This is a genomic window from Nocardiopsis exhalans, assembly GCF_024134545.1.
Lineage (GTDB): Bacteria > Actinomycetota > Actinomycetes > Streptosporangiales > Streptosporangiaceae > Nocardiopsis > Nocardiopsis exhalans.
Genome location: NZ_CP099837.1, coordinates 3341096 through 3360987 on the forward strand (window position 1 = coordinate 3341096; position 19892 = coordinate 3360987).

Below are 19892 nucleotides of genomic sequence, written 5' to 3' on the forward strand. Positions count from 1 at the left end.
AGGAAGACCGGGACGCACTACACCCCGCGTGAGCTGGCGGAGAAGGTGGTGCGCTACACCCTGGAACCGCTGGTGTACCAGCCGGGACCGGCTGAGGGTGTGCCGGAGTCGGAGTGGCGGGTCAAGCCCGCGGACGAGCTGCTGAAGCTGAAGGTGGTCGATCCTGCGGCGGGGAGTGGGGCTTTCCTGGTGGCGGCGACCCGGTACCTGGGGGAGCGGGTGGTCGAGGCCTGGGAGCGGGACGGGCTTCCGGAGGAGCTTCGCCAGGACAGTGGTGATGGTGAGGCGGACAGTTCCGCCGAGCTGGAGGACGTGAGGCTGTACGCCAAACGTCGGGTCGCGGCGTCGTGCATTTACGGCGTGGACCGCGACGACATGGCGGTGGAGCTGGCGAAGCTGTCGATGTGGCTGGAGACCCTGGCCCGGGACAAGCCGTTCAGCTTCCTCGATCACGCGCTGAAGAGCGGGGACTCGCTGGTCGGGTTGGTGAACGAGGAACAGGTGCGGGCCTTCCACACGGATCCGGAGGAAGGACGAGCGATCAATGGTCGGCTTTCCGGTGACGTGGAGGATTACATCGGCAGGGTGCTGGGTGAGGTCACCGAGCTGAGGCGGGAGATCGAGTCGCTGCCCCCGGTGAAGGACCCGGAGGAAGTACGGCAGAAAGAGAAACTGAACGCGCAAGCCAATGCCCGTCTCACACAGTTGCGGTTGGCGTGCGACGGCGTGGTCGCGGCGGCGTTGGCGGCTGAGCGGTACGCGGAACTCGACCTGGAGGACTACGAGAAGAAGCTCCAGGACGCGGAGGACAAGAAGTACAACTGGCAGGACGCGTACAACCGGCTGCTGACGTTCTTGTCGGATGAGTTCCTGGAACTGCTGGACGAGGAAACGTACGACTTCTACAAGGAAGAGGCGACCCGCTCCAAGATCCGTGACTGGCTGCGGGGGAATCGGGATCATCCGATCAAGCCGATGCACTGGGCCATCGAGTTCCCCGAGGTGATGGGGAACGGTGGGTTCGATGCGGTGGTCGGGAATCCGCCGTTCAGCGGTGGGCAGAAGCTGACCGGGAATATTGGTCGAGATGTCCGTGAGTACCTGGTGGTGGATATCGCCAAGGGGAAGCGGGGGAGTGCAGACCTGTGCTCTTACTTCTTGTTGAGGAATCTGGATCTGGCGCCGAAGGGGCGGACCGGAATTATCGCGACCAACACCATTGCGCAGGGGAAGAGTAGTGCTGTCGGTCTGTATCAGGTGATTGAGCGTGGCTGGAGTATCTACAGGGCAGTCAAAAGCCAAGATTGGCCTGGTAGTGCTAACGTGCATGTTTCTTTGGTGTGGGCTGGGCATGCCGGAGAGCAAGAGAAGGTTTTTTTGGGCGACGGGGTTGTTCCAGGCATCACTCCTGAACTCGATGAGAGATCACGGGCGACAGGAAAACCGTGGGTCCTGGTTGCTAACGCGGGGAAGTCTTTCCAGGGTTCGAACGTGCTGGGTGAAGGTTTTATCCTTTCATATTCTCAAGTGTGTGATTTGATCCAGAAGAACTCGAAGAACTCGGAGGTGCTCTTTCCTTATCTTATTGGGAGGGACCTGAACTCGCGACCTGACTGCTCCGCCAGTCGATGGGTCATCAGTTTCGGGTCGATGGCAGAAGAGGAGGCTAGGGGCTATGTGGAGCCGTTTGATATCGTTGAGCGCAAAGTGAAGCCAGTGCGGATGAAAAATAAAAGAGAAGCTCGTAAAAAATACTGGTGGAGGTTTGCTGAACGTGCTCCGGGTTTGTACTCATCCATAGCAAGCCTGGAGCGGGTTCTCGTGATCACGCAAACGAGCAACACGCAATCCCCTGTTTTGGTGAGCAATGGGCAGATTTTTGATCAAAAGCTTGTAGTTTTCTCTTCTTCGGGTTATGGGGATTTGTGTTTTCGTTCGAGTATTTTCCAATATGGTTGGACGGTTCGTCAAAGTTCCAGTATGAAAAAGGATAAAGTATTCACTCCTTCGGATAGTGCTGAGACCATCCCGATGCCAACGAGTTCCAGCCGTATGGCTGAGGTTGGGGAAAGTCTTGATGGGGATCGTCGCAAGATCATGTTGCGCCGAGACCTCGGTCTGACGAAGCTCTACAACCTGGTGCACGATCCTAAGCTTCAGGACGATGAAGACATTAATCAGATTCGTGAAATCCACATCGAGATCGATGAGGCGGTAAAGGAGGCATACGGATGGGGCGATCTTGAACTTCAGCATGGCCACTACGAGACTGAACAGGGCGTGCGATGGACGATCGACCCTAAGGTTCGTGTCGAAATTCTTGACCGCTTGCTGGAGCTAAACTTCGATCGGCATGCGGAAGAAGAGCGTAAGGGGATCTGGCCGCCGAAGAAGAAGTCTCGCAAGACGGCCAAGGTGAAGAAGGCAGCTACACCGGTGATGCAGGACGGCCTGTTCCCTCCTGAGGGAACTCTCTTCTGAGATGCCGAAGCCTGGCACGGGCGTCGTTCCCGGGCCAGGCTTCGAGGGCTTGGGTTATTTGAGCGCGCTGGTGAGGAAGGACGCCCACTCGCTCTTGGGGAAGGGCAAGTGTCCGGTGTCGGGGTGCTTCGAGTCCCGGATGGCCGCGCCGCCGGGGAGGGAACTGATCTCGACACAGTTTTGGTCCCGGCCGCTGTAGCTGCTCTTGCGGAAGCCCGCCGGGATTTGAGCAACCTCCACGCAGTTCTGTCCCTGTGCGCTGTAGCTGCTCTTGCGGAATTCCAGTTCGTTGTTCATGGCGTGCTCTCCAGAGACCTCAGGATGTCATCGATCAGTTGGAATGACAGGGCGGTGGACAGTGCCACCCCCTGAGCGTTACCGAAGGCCAAGGTATACCGCTCCAACTCTTCGGGCGCATCCAGATAGAGGCCATCCACCGCTGTCTCCACGTACACGATCGGCATGTCCTTGGGTGTCGGGAAGCCAAGGAGTACGAACGGGCCAGCCAGTGCCAGGTGGGCGCCTGCAGAGTAGGGGAGAACCTGTATGTCGATGTGATGGCGTAGGGCCATGTTCTTGAGGTAGTTGAGTTGATCCCTCATCACCTCGGGGCCTCCGATGACTCGCCTGAGAGCTCCTTCGTCGATCACCGCGACCATGTGTGCAGGTTTGATGCGGTTGAAGATGCTCTTGCGCTCCATGCGTGCTTGCACTCGGCGCTCGACATCTGCTTCCTCAAGCACGCGTCCTGCCCTGAACACGGCAGAGGCGTATTCGGGTGTTTGCAGCAAGCCAGGGACAGTCAACCCCTCAAAAGTTCGGATAACGGATGCTTCTGCCTCAAAATCGGGCAAAGCGTTGCCGCCAAACAAGTCCTTGTAGCTGGACCACCAGCCTGACTGTTTCGATTCGCTTGTTAGCTCGTGTAGGGCTTCACGCTCTTGGCTTGCCGCGTCATAGAGGTCGGCGAGTGCATCGATGTCGCGAGGTCGTATGCGCCTGGCGGTGGCGTTCTCGATGCTGCTGATTGTCGAGAGGGGTACGCCGGACTCTTTGGCGGCTGCGGCGAGCTTGAGGTTCCGTGATTCACGTAGCCGTCGCAGTTCACGGGCCAGGCGGCGGCGTCGCAGGGTGGGGCTGATTGGGCTCTGCATATGAGGGATTCTAAACTCATTCAGGCAGATTCTGGGCATCTTCGTTGACAACTCAGAATCTGAGTATCACTATGAAGCTGTAGCTGGTGACTGGTGGATCACTGAGGGTTCATCTGGTCAGGCTATGGCTGGCCCGTTCTGTGCGTCCCGGGAATCATGAATCTTCCAACGGGCGTCCGTATTCACCCCTTTTTCGCCTTCTTATGCCAAGGAGTGTGTTCGTCATGCCCGTATCCGCCCCCGAGGTTGTCCGGAGCGAGGTCACCGTGCCGCTGACCAGCTTCATCCAGCCTTACCACTCCCACTACTTCTCCGGGCAGATCGATCGCCCCCACTTCCGGCAGCGTGACTACAGCTTCCCCGGGATCCCGGAGCTGATGCCGCTGACCCGGCTGTTCCTGAACACCTGCGTGGCCGACTGTTCCGACGACTACCGGTACCTCTTCACCCTCCTGGGGTCCGAGCTGGCCGGGAACGCCATCCGGCACTCCCGGTCGGGGCTGCCCGGGGGCTTCTACGACCTCCAGGTCCGTCGCTCCGCTCAGGGGATGCACCTGACCTGCCGGGACCAGGGGAGTGTGGCGCCGATCAAGGCCGGTCAGTTCTCGCCGGACTCGAACGGGCTGAACCCGGAGGTCGAGGCGGGGCGCGGGCTGGCGATGGTCGAGGCCTTCGCGACCACCTGGGGAGACAACGGGCTGCCCGAGCTCCGCACCGTCTGGTTCTTCCTCGCACGGGACCTGGACGACAACCCCTGGTCGCAGCTCTGACCCGAGTACTCCACACATGAGAGAGGGCTCAGGAAGACGCGGCAACGTCTCCTGAGCCCCACGAACCCTGAATTCCACGTCTGCAGAAGTAAGAAAGCAGGATCGATGTCGCATCCTATCCCCGCGCCCCGTCGTCCGCTGGACTCCCGTCCGAACAACCCCTACCGGACCCCGGCTGTGCCCGGTCCGGCCTGCGCCTCCTGTACCCACCGCACCTGTCGCTCCTGCCGGGCCCAGACCCTGCCCCGCCTGGGCGGACACCGCGCCGAGTTCGCCCTCGAACACCACAAGGCCGCCCGGCTCCAGGCCCGCCACCCGCGCCAGATCGTGTGGTTTGGGGAGAGCACGCAGTCCTTCTGGGTGGCCTCCCGCAACGGCCTCTACGAGGCGAAGGACTGGGACGACCTGCTCGCCCACCTGTGGGCACACACCCAGGTCAGCCCGCTCCGCTTCTGACCCGCAGAGGCTGCGTGGTCTTGCTACCAGGGGCGCTGAGCCACTGAAACCCAAGGCGCCGAAGTAGCTTCTGGTAGCAAGACCACCCGGGAAGGAAAAGCCCCACCGGCTGGTACCAGGTCCCAACTCCCCCGTTCGCCTGTCACCGGGCTCCTCTAGCCTGGGTGCATGGCCGACCACACGGTGCTGCACGCCCCCACACCCCGCGAGATCCGCGCTGAACTCGAAGACCTCGTCATCCGTGACCTCCACGGCCCCATCGGGGGTGACGAACACGAGGAGTTCCCCACCTCCGAGCGGGTGACCGACCGCTACATCCTCGGCAGACTCGCCCCCAACGGCGCGGTCATCGAACCCGATGAACAGGACACCCTCGCCGAATCAGGTATCGAGGACTCCGCGGGGATCGGGGAGGCAGACAGCGCGGACCCCGGGGCGGACGTGCCCGCCGCGGCCAGCATGTTCTGCAGTGCCCACGGCTTCACCGTCTGCGTCGAGCCCGACACCACCGAGCTGCACGCCCGCGCCTCCTGGGCGCACTACGACAAGGTGAAGGCACCCGAGGGCCGCGCCCGTTTCTACCGCCGCTTCCCGCACACCGCCGAGGTCGCCCTCAGCCTGCCGGAGAAGGACGGCCACCTGGGCCCGATCGAACTCGACCCCGAACACCCCGGGGTGGTCCTGCGTGGGCGGGTCCGCACCTACGAAGGCCGCCGGTTGGTCACCGTGTTCCTCGTCAACGCCCAGCAGGGCAAGAGCAAGGAACAGCACCTGTGGCTCTTCCAGGCCGAACTCTCCCTGACCGCGGCCGACGGCGCCGCCCCGGTGTTCGTGCCGCGGCCGGAGAACTTCTCCGGCGGTGACCAGCGGGACCGTGACGAGCAGCGCAACCTGGCGATGACCCACCGGTTCCACGCCCAGTTCGCGGTCGGCCACAGCGTCGCGGTGGATGTTCAGGCCGCGGCGGACGACCCGATGCGCGCGGTCAGCGTCACCACCAACGCCGCCCCCGGGTACGAGCTGAGGCACACCGACGTCCCCAGCGCCGACAAGGACGAGGACCTGCCCGAGCTGGCCGACCTCGTGGTCGACATGAAGCTCCTGGGTGAGGAGGGCGAAGGGGCCGTCGACGTCCGTGCGGCCCTGGACCCCCTGGTCAACGGATACCGGGAGTGGATCAAGCGGCAGCGGGAGCGCATCGATGCCCCCGAGGCGCGGCTGCGACACGACGGCACGGACTTCCGCCGCCAGGCCAGGGCCAACATGGACGAGGCCGAACACGCCGCGAACCGGATCGCCGCCGCCATCGACCTGCTCGAAGCCGACCTCGACGCTCGCGCCGCGTTCCGGTTCGCCAACCGGGCCATGCACCGTCAGCGGGTGCAGAGCATCGCCGCCCAAGGGGACGGCAAGATCTCCATCGCCACCCGGGTGCACGAGGCTGACGTTCCGAAGAACCGGAGCTGGCGCCCCTTCCAGCTGGCGTTCCTGCTGCTGAACCTGCCCTCGTTGACCGACCCCGCCCACCCCGAGCGCTCCGGGACCGGCCCCGACGGCAAGCGCGTCGCCGATCTGCTGTGGTTCCCCACCGGTGGCGGCAAGACCGAGGCCTACCTCGGCCTGACCGCCTACACCCTGGCCATCCGCCGCCTCCAACACGAGGACACGGCCCACGGCGGCAACGTCCCGCACTCCGACACCGGAGTGGCCGTCCTGATGCGCTACACCCTCCGTCTGCTCACCATCCAGCAGTTCCAGCGGGCCGCCGCGCTCATCTGCGCCTGCGAGGTGGAACGCCGCCAGAACGAGGACCTCTGGGGCACGGTGCCGTTCCGGTTGGGCCTGTGGGTGGGCGGCCGCGTCACCCCCAACACCTTCGACGGTGCCCAGGACTGGGTGCGGGAGAAGCGGGCCAACCGGGGTGGCGGCGGACAGGGTTCCCCGCACCAGCTCACCAGCTGCCCCTGGTGCGGATCGACCATCGAGCCCGGCAAACACATCGAAACCGAGAGCAGGGCCCGCCGCACCCGGATCGTCTGTCCCGATCTGGACTGCCCCTTCGGTGACTACCTCAGCGACGGTGAGGGGCTGCCGGTGCTGGTGGTGGACGAGGAGATCTACCGGCTCGTCCCCTCGCTCGTCATCGCCACCGTGGACAAGTTCGCCCAGCTCACCTGGAAGGGGGAGGCCCAGAGCCTGTTCGGTCGGGCCTCCCGCTACTGCACCCGGCACGGCTACCTGGCCGGCCAGATGCACGACAAGGTGTGTGGTGGCTCCGTGCAGCACACGGCCGTGCCCAAGGGCGTCAACCTTCCGCCCGCCAAGGTCGGGCCCGCGCCCGCGGTCCGGCCGCCCGACCTCATCGTCCAGGACGAGCTGCACCTGATCACCGGCCCGCTCGGCTCTCTGGTGGGGATGTACGAAACCGCGGTGGACCTGCTCTCCGGTTGGGATTACACGGCTCCGGGCACCAAGACCCGGCACAAGGTACGACCCAAGGTCATCGCCTCCACGGCGACAGTGCGCCGGGCCAAGGAACAGATCGGCATGCTCTTCGCCCGCGGCGAGACCCGGATCTTCCCGCCCCAGGGCCTGGACGCCTCGGACACGTTCTTCTCCCGGCAGCGCCCCGTCGACGCCCATGACGCCCTGGTGCCCGGGCAGAGCGCGGACCACACAGCCGACCAGACCGCTGACGGGCGTCGCTACGTGGGACTGTGCGCTCACGGGGTGCGGATCAAGTCCACCCAGATCCGGGTCTACGTCGCCGTCCTCGCCGCGGCCCAGAAGCTGCACCTGAAGTACGGCGACAACGAGATCACCGACCCCTACATGACCCTGGTCGGCTACTTCAACAGCCTGCGCGACCTCGGCGGGATGCGCCGCCTGGTCGACGACGACGTCACCACTCGGCTGACCCGCGCCGATCAGCGCGGCCTGGCCAAGCGTTACCTCCACCCCTACCGGACGGAGGAGCTCACCTCCCGGCGCAACTCCGACGACATCCCCTACATCCTCGACCGTCTCGGGGTGGCCTTCCCAGACGCCGTCGAACAGGCCGCCCTGAGCACCGCGGCCAAGAAGGGGACCGGAAAGGGCAAGGGCAAGCAGGAGGCGAAGGGGTCGCAGCCGCTGGACGTGCTGCTGGCCACCAACATGATCGCCGTGGGCGTGGACGTCTCCCGGCTGGGCGCGATGGTCGTCAACGGCCAGCCCAAGTCCACCGCCGAGTACATCCAGGCCACCAGCCGAGTCGGACGCCGACACCCCGGCATCGTCTTCACGGTCTACAACTGGGCGCGCCCCCGGGACCTGTCGCACTACGAACAGTTCGCCAACTTCCACGCGAACCTGTACCGGCACGTGGAGGCGCTGTCGGTCACCCCCTTCGCGGCACGAGCCATCGACCGGGGCCTGACCGGGCTGCTCATCGCCATGGTCCGCGGCTACGACCCACTCCTCAACCCGAACGCCGGAGCCGGTCACTTCGACCGCACCGGGCGCACCGCCGACCACCTGGCGGCCGAGGTCAAACGGCGGGCCCGTGACGTCACCGGGGACAAGGCCACGGTCCGCGCGATCGACGAGGAAGTCGACCGCCGGTTCGACCTGTGGAACGACAAACGCGGCCTGCAGACCTTGGAGAGCTTCACCCTGGGCTACACCAGGAGCAAGAAGGAGGACGTAGGGCTGATCCGGCACCCCGAGGACGGCCGCTGGACCACCACGACCTGCCCGACCTCCCTGCGCGAGGTGGAGCCGGGGATCCGCCTGGTCCTCGACCCCCAGGACAGCCTGGGCGAGGACGCCCAACACCCATTCCAGGCCCAGAACGGTGCCGGTGACGACCAGAACGGGGCCCGGTGATGAACGATCCCATCCGCGTCGGTGAGCTGCGCACCAGCCAGCTCCTGCACACCTTCGGTATCGGCGCCCTCGTCGACCTGCCGAACCTGTCCGTGGTCGTGCGCGGACTGGACGCCTGGAAGAGCGCCCACGCCGCACCCCTGCAGGAGGACCGGCTCCTGGACGCGGTGCGCCGCAAACTCGGACCCCAGGTCAAGGAGCTGCGCAGCCCGCCCTGGGTGCCCTCCACCGCCAACGTGTTCGACGAATGGGCCAAGATCGGTGTGCCCGTGTCCGCCTTTCCCCGGTGGTTGCGCTGCACCAAATGCCACCGCCTGTCCTCCGCGGACTCAGGAGCCTTCGACCTGATCTCCACCCCCTACAGCCCGGACCGGACCCGGTACGTGCACGGCTGCCGCGGCGAAGGCAACAAACGTCCCGCGGCCGTCCCCGCCCGCTTCGTCATGGCCTGCGAGGCCGGGCACCTCGACGACTTTCCCTGGGTCTACTTCGCCCACCGCGGCCAGGTTCCGGACACGGGGGAACACACCCTCAAACTGGTCGAGCAGGGCACCACCGGTGAGGCCGCCAGCGTCCTGGTGATCTGCGAGGGCTGCGGCGACGACCCGAAGCAGAGCGGCGGGCGCTCCATGGGTGAGGCGTTCGGCCCCGAGAACGCCGTGAACCTGCCCCGCTGCCGGGGCCGCCACCCCCACCTGGCCGCGTTCGGGAACTGCGACCAGGAACCCCGCACCATGGTGCTGGGCGCCACCAACAGCTGGTTCCCCACCCAGATGCGGGTCTTCAGCCTGCCGCAGGGCGACACCGCCCTCAAGGACACGGTCGCCGGGCACATGAACACGTTGAAGGCGATGGCGGCCCTGCCGAAGGAAATCGCGGAACACGCGATCCGGCAGATGATCTTCTGGGCCGACCTCGACGAGTTCGGTTTCGAGGCGGTGTGGGCCGAAATCCAGGCCCAGACGGCGGACACGGAGCCGGATGACACGGCAGCGCCGAGCCAGGACGAGGAAGTGGACCTGGCCGGACCCGAGTGGGAGGCCTTCACCCAGCCCAAGGACATGGACCTGCCCGACTTCACCACCAAGCACGTGGGCAGGGTCGCGCGCAACCACCGCGAGCGCCTGGCGGAGGTCGTGCTGGTGCCCCGACTGCGTGTGGTCAGCGCCCTGTACGGCTTCACCCGGGTGGACGCCCCCGAGTTCGACGTGGTCACCACCGACGACAACCGCATCGCCCCGTTGTCAGCCAAGGCACCTGAGTGGGTGCCCTGCGCCGAGCAGCGGGGCGAGGGGATCTTCCTCCGCTTCGCCGAGGAACCCCTGACAGCCTGGGAGACGTCCCCGGCTGTCAAGGAACGGGAGAAGCAGCTCATCGGCGGCCACGAACGCTGGCGCCAGGCCCGTAACCTGCCACCCGCGGACTGGCCGGGGATGCGCTACGTGCTGCTGCACTCGCTCGCCCACTGCCTCATCCGCGAACTCTCCCTGGAAGCCGGGTACAGCGCTTCCGGGATCGCCGAGAAGGTGTACGCGCGCGGCGGATCCGACCGTATGGCGGGCATCCTCCTCTACACCGCCGCCCCCGACAGCGAGGGCACCCTCGGCGGGCTCGTCGCCCTCGGTACCGACCCGGACCGGCTGGGGCTGCTCATCGACCACGCCCTGGACGCCGCCCGGCTGTGCAGCTCCGACCCCCTGTGCGCCGAACACGACCCCGACGACCACGCCCGCCTGCACGGGGCCGCCTGCCACGTGTGCCTGTTCGCCGCCGAGACCTCCTGCGAGCGCAACAACCACTACCTGGACCGTGCCCTGCTGGTCGACACCATCTCCCAGGACCTACCCGCCGGGCTCGGGTACTTCCGGTGAGCGCGGACCCCACAGACACGGAGAAACGTGAACGCTGGGCCCAGGACCTGGCCGAACTCGCCGGACGGCTCAACCCCACCGCCGTCCGGCGATGGTCCGGTGCCCTGGAGGACTGCGCGGGCCCCGGGCAGGCAGAGCGTGTGCTGCTCGACGCCCACCCGGTGGCGGGTATGGGCCACCACGCCGCCCAACTGGCCCGGCTCTGGCATCTCCGCCCTCACTTGAACGGCGACGCCCTGGGCCTGGCCCTGCTCAGCGCGGCCGCCGCCGCGGAACGGGCCGACCAGCGCCGTTCCAGCGTCGTGGCGAGCGGACCCTCCGGTGACTCCGCCCTGTACAAGAGCGCGGCGCGCACCACCGGAGCCGCCCTCGAAGAGGTGATCCGCTCGGCACGCAAGCGACTGCTGGTGGTGAGCTTCACCCACCACCCCTCGACCCGCATGGTGGAGGAGCTCACCGCGGTGGCCGAACGCGGGGTGGTGGTGGACGTGCTGCTGGAGGAGAAGACCGGAGCGCTGAAGGCGTTCGAAGCCCCCTTCTCACACATGAGTGATCAGGTCCGGTTGTGGCGGTGGCCCAAGGAGCGCCGCGGTGCGAACGGGTCGGCGTCCATGCACGCCAAGCTGGTCGCCGCCGACACCGCCAAGGCCCTGGTGGGCAGCGCCAACCTCACCGGGTACGCCCTGCACCACAACATCGAAGTGGGCGTCCTGGTCCGCGACCCGACCCAGGTCAAGCGACTGGTGAGCCACTTCCGTTCCCTCATGGGTCCTGATGGCCCTCTGGAACGCACCTGAAGCAGGAAGGCCCGGCGGAACCTTCGCCGGTGGAGGCGTCATCATATGGAGTGGCCGATGAGCGTGGCCGGACCGTACCGTTGCAGATAAAGGAAAAATCCCCCCATGAAACCCCTGGGCCCCAAGGACCCCGAGCGCATCGGCGTATACCGTCTGACCTACCTTCTCGGGAGCGGCGGGATGGGACGCGTCTATCTGGGCCGGACCCGCGCCGGCCGCAAAGTCGCCGTCAAGGTCATCCACGCCCTGTTCGCCGAGGACCACGAGTTCCGCGCTCGCTTCGCCCGTGAGGTGGAAGCGGCGAGGCGGGTCGGCGGTTTCCATACCGCCCAGGTGGTGGATGCCGATCCGGACGCCGAGGAACCGTGGGTGGTCAGTGCTCATATTTCCGGGCCATCGCTGCATGAGGTGGTGAGTCAGGGAGGGCCGCTCGCTACGCCCGCACTACGAGTTCTGCTGGCCGGTCTCGCAGAGGGACTGGAAGCCATCCATGAGACCGGTCTCGCCCATCGTGACCTCAAACCCTCGAACATCCTCCTGGCGCAGGACGGGCCGAGGATCATCGACTTCGGTGTGGCGCGCTTGGTCGAGGACACCCGGATCACGCAGACCGGCATGATGCTCGGTACCCCCGCGTACATGGCACCGGAGCAGGCAAAGGGTGAGGGTACGTATTCCGGTGCCGCGGCCGACCTGTTCTCATTGGGAACGGTGACACACTTCGCCGCAACCGGCACCAACCCCTTCCAGGGAGCTACACCGATGGCCAGCCTGGGACGCGTGATCACCGAGAAGCCCCAGGTCTCCGATGACGTCCAGGGGGCGCTGAGGGATTTCATCGCCGGTTGCTGGGACAGAGAGCCGGATCGCCGCCCGTCCTTGAAGATGCTTCAGGATCTGGTGGGGGAGGTCGATCCGGAGGGGAGCTGGCCACGGTACGTGGATCAGACCGTGGACGTCATTCCTAGGAAGAAGCCGTTCCGAGGGCGGACAGCCTCGGACCGCGGAGCTTTTGGTGTTCCCTTCAAGGACATGCGAGATCGCGCTGAGGGACTTTGGGATGCTATGGCCATGAGTATGAGTTTCGCGAACTACGAAGGTGCCCTAGAGGTCAGCCGTGAACGGATGCACTTGTACCACCTGCTCGGTGACGACTCCCGAATTCCGTCCCAAGAAATCTCCAGTGCGATACGCCAGCACGTGGACGTCCTCCATGACGCTGGTCGACGCAGCGAGCTGCTGACGATCATTGATCGACTTCCGACACCCTGGGATGACGACCCCATGGGGTGATTTGGGTAGCGGTCGGAGGTCCGCCCGCACCTGGAAGGCGCGGGCGGCGGGGTAGGGCTGTCACAGCCAGCGGGTGAGTTTCTCCCTCGGGGTGTCCGGGCGTACCCACCACAGGCGGGCCTTCCCGTCCCACCGGGCCTTGACCTCGCGCTTGGCCTTGTCCTTCTCGTGGAAGGGGACCTTGAGGTACAGTCGGTCGCCCACCACCTCCCCGATGACGGGGGCGTCGGCGGGGGCCTTCTGCTCGCTCTGGGCCTGACGGACGTGTTGCAGGGGTTGGTCCCGGCGGGCCCGTTCCACGATGTGCCGGACCCGATCGCAGGCGTCGGGATCGGTCAGCCGCATCATCAGGTCGGTGGGCCCGTTGCTCGACAACAGGTTCAGGGAGCCGTGCCAGAGCACCGTGCCGTCCAGCACCACGACCTTCTCGTGCATCCGCTCGCGGGGGCGCACCTCGCACCCCTGGTCCCGCAGGCGCTGGATCTGCGCCTGGTGCCGTTCGGCGTTCTTGTCCTGGTTGTCAGCGACCGGGCGGGTGAACACGGTGACGCGAACCCCTTGCGCTATGCGCGGGGTCAGATGCTTGAGCCAGCGTTCGACGGGGCCCTTGTTGAGGAAGGCGCAGTAGATCTCGACGCTCTCGTTGGTCCGGGCCAGGTCCCACTCCAGGGCCCTGGTCACCTCGTCGGCGGGGAAGAAGGCGGGGCGGCGCAGTTCTTCCTCGCTCAGGCCGACGAGGTCACCGGCGCTACGGACAGGGACCAGTTCCTGGGCCGGGATCCGCTGGGCCGACTTCTCCAGGGTGTCGAGCATGATCACGGTTTCGCTGCCCGGACTCAGATGTTCGCGTAGGTGTTCGACGTCGGCGATCACCACGAGGTGGTCCTGGGCGCGGCTCAGCGCCACGTTGAGCAGCCGGGCCGTGGACGAGGACATCCCCGTGCCGCTGTAGAAGAAGCCCGGTGTGTCTCCGGCACCGGCCACGGTGTCCACGATGACCAGGGGCCGCTGACTGCCCTGGAACCGGTGCACGGTGTCGGCCAGCCCCTCGTACTCCTGGCCGAACCGGTACTTCATGCTGTTGCGCAGGTGCTTGACCTGGTCCCGGTAGGGGGAGATGACCGCCATGCGCTGAGCCGGGGTCACGGGATCATCGTGCTTTCGCCCGGGCAGGACCCCGTCGTGCTGCAGCCCGCGGACCAGCTCGTGGATGACGGCCTCGTGCACCTGGTTGGACTTGTGGCGTCCCGAGCCGCCGACCCGGACACGGCTGCCCGAGGTATCCACCAGCACCACGGAGTGGTCCACCAACAGCGAGTGCGGCAGCCGGGAACGGTCCTGGCGCCCGGTGGTCAGGGGAGCGTCACGGTAGGCGACCTTGTTGACCACGGCGCAGATGTCGGGGCGCATGCGGTACTGGGTGTCCAGAGCGACCAGACGGGGGTCGCCCGTCACCCGCCCGGAGGGGTCGACCAGACCCGCCGCGTGGAAGACGTCCCGGTCCATCCACTGCCGGGAGTGCGCCTGCTCCTCAGGCTGGAGCGCCCTGGACCCGGAGGCCTGGGTGATGGCGGGCAGCTGCCGGAAGTCCCCGGCGACGACGACACGCTTGTCGGCCAGCCCGGCCGCGCACCACGCGGAGGGCAGGTCGACCATGCCGGCCTCGTCGATGATCACGGTGTCCACCTCCTCCAGGAGGCGACGGCTCTGCAAGGCCTTGGACAGGGTCGTGCCCATGACCTGGCACCGGGAACGAACCGCCTCCAGCAGCCCGTCGAGTTCCTTCCGAACCTCGGCGAGCTCGGGCTCGGCCTGGCCGATCAGCTTCTCCACCTCATCGGCGGAAGGAAGGCCACGGGTGGCTGCCAGGGCGGAGTCCCGTTCCCGGACGCGTTCGGTGATCGCTGCGTTAACGTCCTCCAGACGCGCGGTGGCGGCATCGATTCGCCGCTGCTCCTCGCTGAGAGCGCTGCGTAGGCGATCCCGCTCCTCGATCAGACGGGCCAGCCGCTCGGCCTTGCGTTTGGCGAACACACCCGAGGGCGGTCCGATCGCCTCGACGCTCGCGACCACTTGGTCGAGTTCCCTTTGAGAGCGGGTGGTACGGGTTCGGAATTGGGAGATCTCGTCGGTGATCTCTCCGGCAAGGGAACAGGCACTCCCCAGCTCCACCTCGGCCTGGGCGAGGCGTTCGTGTGCCAGACGCTGGGCTGTGGCGAGCTCGAGGATCTCCTCCAGTTCCCCGGCCCGGGCGGACAGTTCCACCCCCAGCCGTCCGGCGATCATCTCCGGGTCGATCACCGAACCGAACCGCTCCCGGAGCGAGTCGACCTCGATGTCCCCGGCCCGCTGCACCAGACCGGTGTCGAATCCGTCCTCGCCTTCCAGCCGTTCACAGACCCGTTCCAGCGCCTGGTCGACAGCCACCCGGGTGGGCGCCAGAAACAGGATCCGTTCACCGAGACGGTGGGCGCCCTCGACGATCAGGGAGACCACCTCGGTCTTGCCGGTGCCGGGCGGGCCCCAGATGAAGGTGATGTCGCTACCCAGGGCCTGTTCCACAGATTGGCGCTGGCGTTTGTTGAGAGTCATGTCCCGGTACCCGCTGATGTACCGGTTCGGGTCGGCCAGCGCCCCGACCGTGGGATCACCGTCTCCGAGAACCCAGGCTGCGGTGGCCACGTTCACGGGACCGGGACTTTGTCCACAGTCCCGGATGCGGTCGGCGAGGGAGTTCAGCGACCATGTCTCGTCGTCACGGAGTTGGACGTTTCCGGGGCGCTCACCCAGGTCGGCCTCCGTGGTGACGAGGATCTTCCCGTCGGGGTGGGCCGTGGCCGCGGCGTGCTGCCAGGGCTGGCGGGAACGGGAGGGGCGCACCAGAAGCCGGTCGGAGTCAAAGGAGTCCTTCCAACGGGCGCAGGAGAACAGGTACTCGTGGGGGTGGTCGCCATCGCCGACTCGGACGCGTTCGCCGTCCTTGAGGGAGACCTTCTCCTGGGTGTTGGCGTTGTCGGCCAAGTGGGCCTTGATCTCGTGGGCGAGGGCGGTGAGGAACTGGTCGGCTGGTTCGGGGAGTGTACTCGGGGAAGTCACTGAGCCCTTTCGGCATCGTCAGTACTGAGGGAACCGGCGTTCAGGAGTATGCCCTAGGAAGGTGACGTTCCGGAGCTGTCCTGGTGCGGGGAGTTGATGGAGGTTGCTCCCACGCCGCCTGCAACCGGATAGCCTCATTTCGCGTTCAAGGCCGGCTTCGGGCGAACCAGGTGAGGACTACACGCTTGCACCTCTCCGGCATCGGTAGGCTGCACCTCCGGTTCGGAGAACAGGCCTTCTTTCTTGTACTCGTTGGAGACCACTACCGGGGCTCAGGAAGCTACATGGCATCCGTAGGTGACGATGAAGACGTGCCGGTCGACCTGGCTGATGTGGTAGATCCACGAGTCGAGGATCTCGCCCACTTGGACGGGCCAGCCTGTCTCCTCTCTGATCTCCCGGGCCAGGCACTCCTCCGGGGTTTTCCCCACCTTGCTCTTGCCGCCCGGCACCTCCCACTCATCACGCTCGTTGCGCAACAGCAGAATCTTGCTGTCGCGGATGACGACGCCTTGCACGAATTCTTCACCCCGGATCCTCGTCCCGCCCCGCTATCGCGGCCGATCACACTAGGCTCTGTGGGGTGACTGGCACCTCGATTCGTACCAGGTTCGCACCGTCTCCGACCGGCATGTTCCACGTGGGTAACGCCCGGTCCCTGCTGCTGAACTGGGTGGTCGCGCGACAATCCGGCGGTGCCATGGTGCTGCGGATCGAGGACACCGACGCTGCCCGCTCTCGCCCGGAGTGGACCGAGGGCATCCTGGCGGCGATGGCCTGGCTGGGTGTGGACTCCACCCAGTACGAGGGCCCCTACTCCCAGACCGACTACGCGGACAAGCACACCGAGGCCGCCCAGCGCCTGCTGAAGGAAGGGCTGGCCTACTACTGCGACTGCAAACGCGAGCAGGTCCAGGCCCGCCGGGACAACCCCAACCTGGGCTATGACGGATTCTGCCGGGAGCGCGGCCTGGAGGCCGGACCGGGGCAAGCGTTGCGCTTCCGCATCCCGGAGGGTGGCCCGACCGTGGTCGAGGACCAGATCCGGGGCCGGGTGGAGTTTCCACATGAGGCCCTGGAGGACTTCGTCATCGCTCGCGGCGACGGCACTGCCCTGTTCGTCCTGGCCAATGTGGTGGACGATGTCGAGATGGGCATCACGCACGTCATCCGGGGCGAGGAGCACCTGTCCAACACCCCCAAGCAGCAGTTGCTGTGGGAAGCGCTGGGGCACACCGCGCCGGTGTGGGCGCACGCCCCCGTGCTGGTGAACGACAAGCGCCAGAAGCTGTCCAAGCGGCGTGACAAGGTCGCCATGGAGTCCTACCAGGCCGAGGGCTTCCTGCCCGAGACCATGGTCAACTACCTGATGCTGCTGGGCTGGGCTCCGGGCGAGGACCGGGAGATCATGCCGATCGAGGAGATGATCCCGCTCTTCGATCTGGCCGACGTCAACTCCTCGCCGGCGTTCTTCGACGAGAAGAAGCTGCGGGCCTTCAACGGCGACTACATCCGTGCCCTGGATGTGGAGGAGTTCGTCAAGCGCTGCGCCCCCTACCTGGAGGGTGAGGGGGTGCCGTGGCGGCCGGAGGAGTTCGACTCAGGCGTGTTCGCGCAGATCGCCCCGCTGGCGCAGAGCCGGGTGGCGGTGCTCAGCGAGATCGTGCCCAACGTCGACTTCCTGTTCCTGGACTCGCCCGTTTTCGATGAGAAGAGCTGGGCCAAGGCCATGAAGCCCGGCATCGGCGCGGAGATGCTCACCGCCGCGATCGCCACCTACTCTGACGAGTCCCTGGACTGGGAGGCCGAAGCCCTCAAGGGAGCCCTTGAGCAGGCTGGGGCCGCCCAAGGGCTCAAACTCGGCAAGGCTCAGGCGCCGGTCCGGGTGGCGGTGACCGGCCGCACGGTCGGGTTGCCGCTCTTCGAATCACTGGAGCTGCTGGGCAGGGAGCGCACGCTGGAGCGCCTGCGCGCGGCGTTGGAGCGGCTCAACGCCTGAGAAGTGCGGGCCTTCCTGGCTCCACTTAGGAACTTCTATCTCATCGGCTATCAGTGTGCGATCGGGGTGCCCAAGGAGACTCTCCTGTGATTCTTCCAGTGGGGACAGCAACGTGTCCCCGTGACACTTCGCGCTCCAGTAGCGCGGTCACCTGGGGCCAGCCGAGCTTCATGGGGGCGAAGGTCTCCCAATACCGGTGGTAGGCGCGGCAAAGCGAGCTCAGTCCGAACGGCGCCGTGCCTGGCGGAACGGACTGGGTAATGCGGCGCACCGCAGCCCCGGCACCTTGCGAAGACGGGGCGATCCCGTGGCCGAGGAGCAGTGTCGCCGAGCGCACCGCATCCAGCGTCCCCGAGTCCGCATGACGGCTGAACCAACCGTGGACCAGTTCCGACCAGGGCTGGCGTGTCCGGGCCCAAGCCAGCCTCTCCAACCCGGATCCGAGATCGACGGCCATGCACCGGGGATCGTCCCTGTTCCACAACAGGACGATGTCCCCCAGCCCGAGGCCCGCGTGGTGGAATCGGAGTGTGATGCCCGCGACCTCTCGGCGATGCCACACCTTCAGGTCCCCGCTCAACGTGACGTGCCGGGCGTGCAACCCCACCCGCGAGAGTACGGACAGCCAGCCGTCGAAGGCTTCGGCGTGCTCAGTGACGTCGTTGATCGGGTGCACGTAGGAGACGTTGACGAAGGAGGTCAGGAAACCGTCGAGCAGTCGTCCACGGGTGTCTCTGCGGCCGGTGAAACGTACGACCGGCTGCGGAAGGAAGCCTCGGCGGTGGGTGAGGTCGATCCCGTCCTTGAGCAGGGGGTCGAGAGCCTGTACGGCGGAGACGACCAGATCCGTGTCCCGGCCCCACCGCAACGGTAGGCATCCCGCGTGCTCGACCCCCTGCGCCGCGTAAGCGTTCTCGATCTTGGCGAGGAGCACATCCCACGGCAGGGGCCTGCGTGCGGGGACGACGGGGGAGTGTCTGTGGACATGCCGAACCAGCAGTCGCGTTCCCTCGGCCTCGACCTCCCAGTTGGGCCCCAGCACGCGGCGGAGGTGCCGGGGGATGAGCCAGGAGTCCGGGCCTTCGGTCACGATGTCTCCGCGAGGGCCTCGAAGTGCCGCCTGGCGTCGAAACGGTTGAGACCGACCTCCTGAACTCCCTGGTGCGGCAGTTCGGACGCTTTCTCGATCGCCTCAGCCAGACTCTGGGCGGCGGTCTCGTCGTCCACCGACGGATCAAGCACCGTCTGGCTGCCGGTCTGTTCGCAGAGCGCCGCCTCCACACAGGTGCCGTGGCTCCAGGCCAGTGCCGCAATGGGCGTGCCCGCGCGCAGTGACTCCCCGAAGACAGCGGCTCCGGCCTCCACGTAGTCGCGGGAGTAGGTGTAGACGAAGGTCTCGGCATCTCGGAAGGCATGCGTCTTCGCCGAGCCGCCGAGTTCGCCCGCCCACTCGATGTGGTCGGCGGAGAACAGCCGCTGGTGCCGGTCGGCGTACTCACGGTCGAAGACCGGACCGACCACGCGGATACGTCTGCCGAGAAGCTGAGCGGCCCTGATCGCGATGTGCGGGCTCTTCTGCGCGTCCACCCGGCCCACCCAGACCAGCCCGTCCCCACGGGCGGATTCCGGTTCCAGTTCACCCAACCCGGCGTGCACGGCCAGTTCCTGGATCGGCTCGTGCGCGCGGTAGCGGTCGACCATCTGCTGGGAGTAGCAGTAGAGCCTGCGGTTGAGACCGTCGAAGGCGTCATCGCTGTGCCGAAACAGCGGTGAGTGCTGGAAGGTGGCGATGTCGCTGCCGAGGAGGTCGGCGGCCTCTCTCCAAGCTGGAAGCGAGGGGTACTCGTGGCCTACGACGAGTAGGTCGTAACGCGAGTCCTGAAGTTCCTTGAGGGCCGTTGACCTAGTATCGAGGTCTTCCAACCGGACCGGGTGGCGTTCCCAGTCCGGTTGGAGGTCGTCCCGCCAGGCCGGGCCCAGAAGGTGGACGTCGGCGCCCGCGGCCCGGGCTCCGAGTGCGGTGGCCCACAGCCACCGTTCGATTCCGCCGTATCCGTGGGGTGGGAAGGCGTAGGTGCCGGGGAAGTCGCAGACGCCGACGAGCAAGA

13 protein-coding genes and 1 pseudogene are annotated in these 19892 nt (G+C 66.3%); 8 read left to right on the plus strand and 6 right to left on the minus strand.

What is annotated here, in order from left to right; all coding sequences use genetic code 11:
- Positions 1-18: 18 nt before the first annotated feature.
- A pseudogene (locus NE857_RS34695) lies at positions 19-2481 on the plus strand (Eco57I restriction-modification methylase domain-containing protein); the annotation flags it as partial.
- A 54-nt stretch (positions 2482-2535) separates the two neighbouring features.
- Here NE857_RS34695 and NE857_RS14745 read toward each other — a convergent pair.
- Positions 2536-2778: a DUF397 domain-containing protein gene (locus NE857_RS14745; protein WP_254421509.1), complete on the minus strand. Its 243-nt coding sequence runs from the start codon at positions 2776-2778 to the stop codon at positions 2536-2538.
- Positions 2775-3635, minus strand: coding sequence for a helix-turn-helix domain-containing protein (locus tag NE857_RS14750; protein ID WP_254421510.1), 861 nt, complete (start codon positions 3633-3635; stop codon positions 2775-2777). The genes NE857_RS14745 and NE857_RS14750 overlap by 4 nt, the downstream gene beginning before the upstream one ends.
- 224 nt (positions 3636-3859) lie before the next feature.
- On the opposite strand from NE857_RS14750, the gene NE857_RS14755 reads away from it, so the two are divergent.
- The 6 genes from NE857_RS14755 to NE857_RS14780 all read left to right on the plus strand — a co-directional run bounded on the left by NE857_RS14755 (position 3860) and on the right by NE857_RS14780 (position 12689).
- Complete coding sequence (locus NE857_RS14755) at positions 3860-4405, plus strand: ATP-binding protein (protein WP_254421511.1); 546 nt, start codon at positions 3860-3862, stop codon at positions 4403-4405.
- 105 nt (positions 4406-4510) lie between these two features.
- Entirely contained in the window at positions 4511-4861 is a 351-nt protein-coding gene (locus tag NE857_RS14760; RefSeq protein WP_254421512.1) for a hypothetical protein, read from the plus strand.
- 168 nt (positions 4862-5029) lie between these two features.
- Positions 5030-8728 (plus strand): DISARM system helicase DrmA, encoded by a 3699-nt coding sequence (gene drmA / locus NE857_RS14765; RefSeq protein WP_254421513.1) that lies wholly within the window; start codon positions 5030-5032, stop codon positions 8726-8728.
- Positions 8728-10599 carry a DUF1998 domain-containing protein gene (gene drmB / locus NE857_RS14770; protein ID WP_254421514.1) on the plus strand — a complete coding sequence of 624 codons (1872 nt, stop codon included), beginning with the start codon at positions 8728-8730 and terminating at the stop codon, positions 10597-10599. The genes drmA and drmB overlap by 1 nt, the downstream gene beginning before the upstream one ends.
- On the plus strand, positions 10596-11396 hold the full coding sequence (gene drmC / locus NE857_RS14775) for a DISARM system phospholipase D-like protein DrmC (RefSeq protein WP_254421515.1): 801 nt from the start codon (positions 10596-10598) through the stop codon (positions 11394-11396). Before drmB ends, drmC begins: the two co-directional genes overlap by 4 nt.
- 105 nt (positions 11397-11501) lie before the next feature.
- On the plus strand, positions 11502-12689 hold the full coding sequence (locus NE857_RS14780) for a serine/threonine-protein kinase (protein WP_254421516.1): 1188 nt from the start codon (positions 11502-11504) through the stop codon (positions 12687-12689).
- Between the two features lie 60 nt (positions 12690-12749).
- Here the strand turns inward: NE857_RS14780 and NE857_RS14785 are convergent, their stop codons facing one another.
- Both NE857_RS14785 and NE857_RS14790 read right to left on the minus strand, forming a co-directional pair.
- Positions 12750-15785, minus strand: coding sequence for an AAA domain-containing protein (locus NE857_RS14785; RefSeq protein ID WP_254421517.1), 3036 nt, complete (start codon positions 15783-15785; stop codon positions 12750-12752).
- A 272-nt stretch (positions 15786-16057) separates the two neighbouring features.
- Entirely contained in the window at positions 16058-16303 is a 246-nt protein-coding gene (locus NE857_RS14790) for an NUDIX domain-containing protein (protein WP_254421518.1), read from the minus strand.
- Positions 16304-16368: 65 nt separating this feature from the next.
- Between NE857_RS14790 and gltX the strand changes: the two genes are divergently transcribed.
- Positions 16369-17784 carry a glutamate--tRNA ligase gene (gltX, locus tag NE857_RS14795; RefSeq protein WP_301184336.1) on the plus strand — a complete coding sequence of 472 codons (1416 nt, stop codon included), beginning with the start codon at positions 16369-16371 and terminating at the stop codon, positions 17782-17784.
- Positions 17785-17824: 40 nt separating this feature from the next.
- Here the strand turns inward: gltX and NE857_RS14800 are convergent, their stop codons facing one another.
- Both NE857_RS14800 and NE857_RS14805 read right to left on the minus strand, forming a co-directional pair.
- The gene (locus tag NE857_RS14800; RefSeq protein ID WP_254421519.1) at positions 17825-18874 is read right to left on the minus strand and encodes a hypothetical protein; all 1050 of its coding nucleotides are present in this window, start codon (positions 18872-18874) and stop codon (positions 17825-17827) included.
- On the minus strand, positions 18871-19890 hold the full coding sequence (locus NE857_RS14805; protein ID WP_254421520.1) for a glycosyltransferase: 1020 nt from the start codon (positions 19888-19890) through the stop codon (positions 18871-18873). Before NE857_RS14805 ends, NE857_RS14800 begins: the two co-directional genes overlap by 4 nt.
- Between the last annotated feature and the right edge of the window lie 2 nt (positions 19891-19892).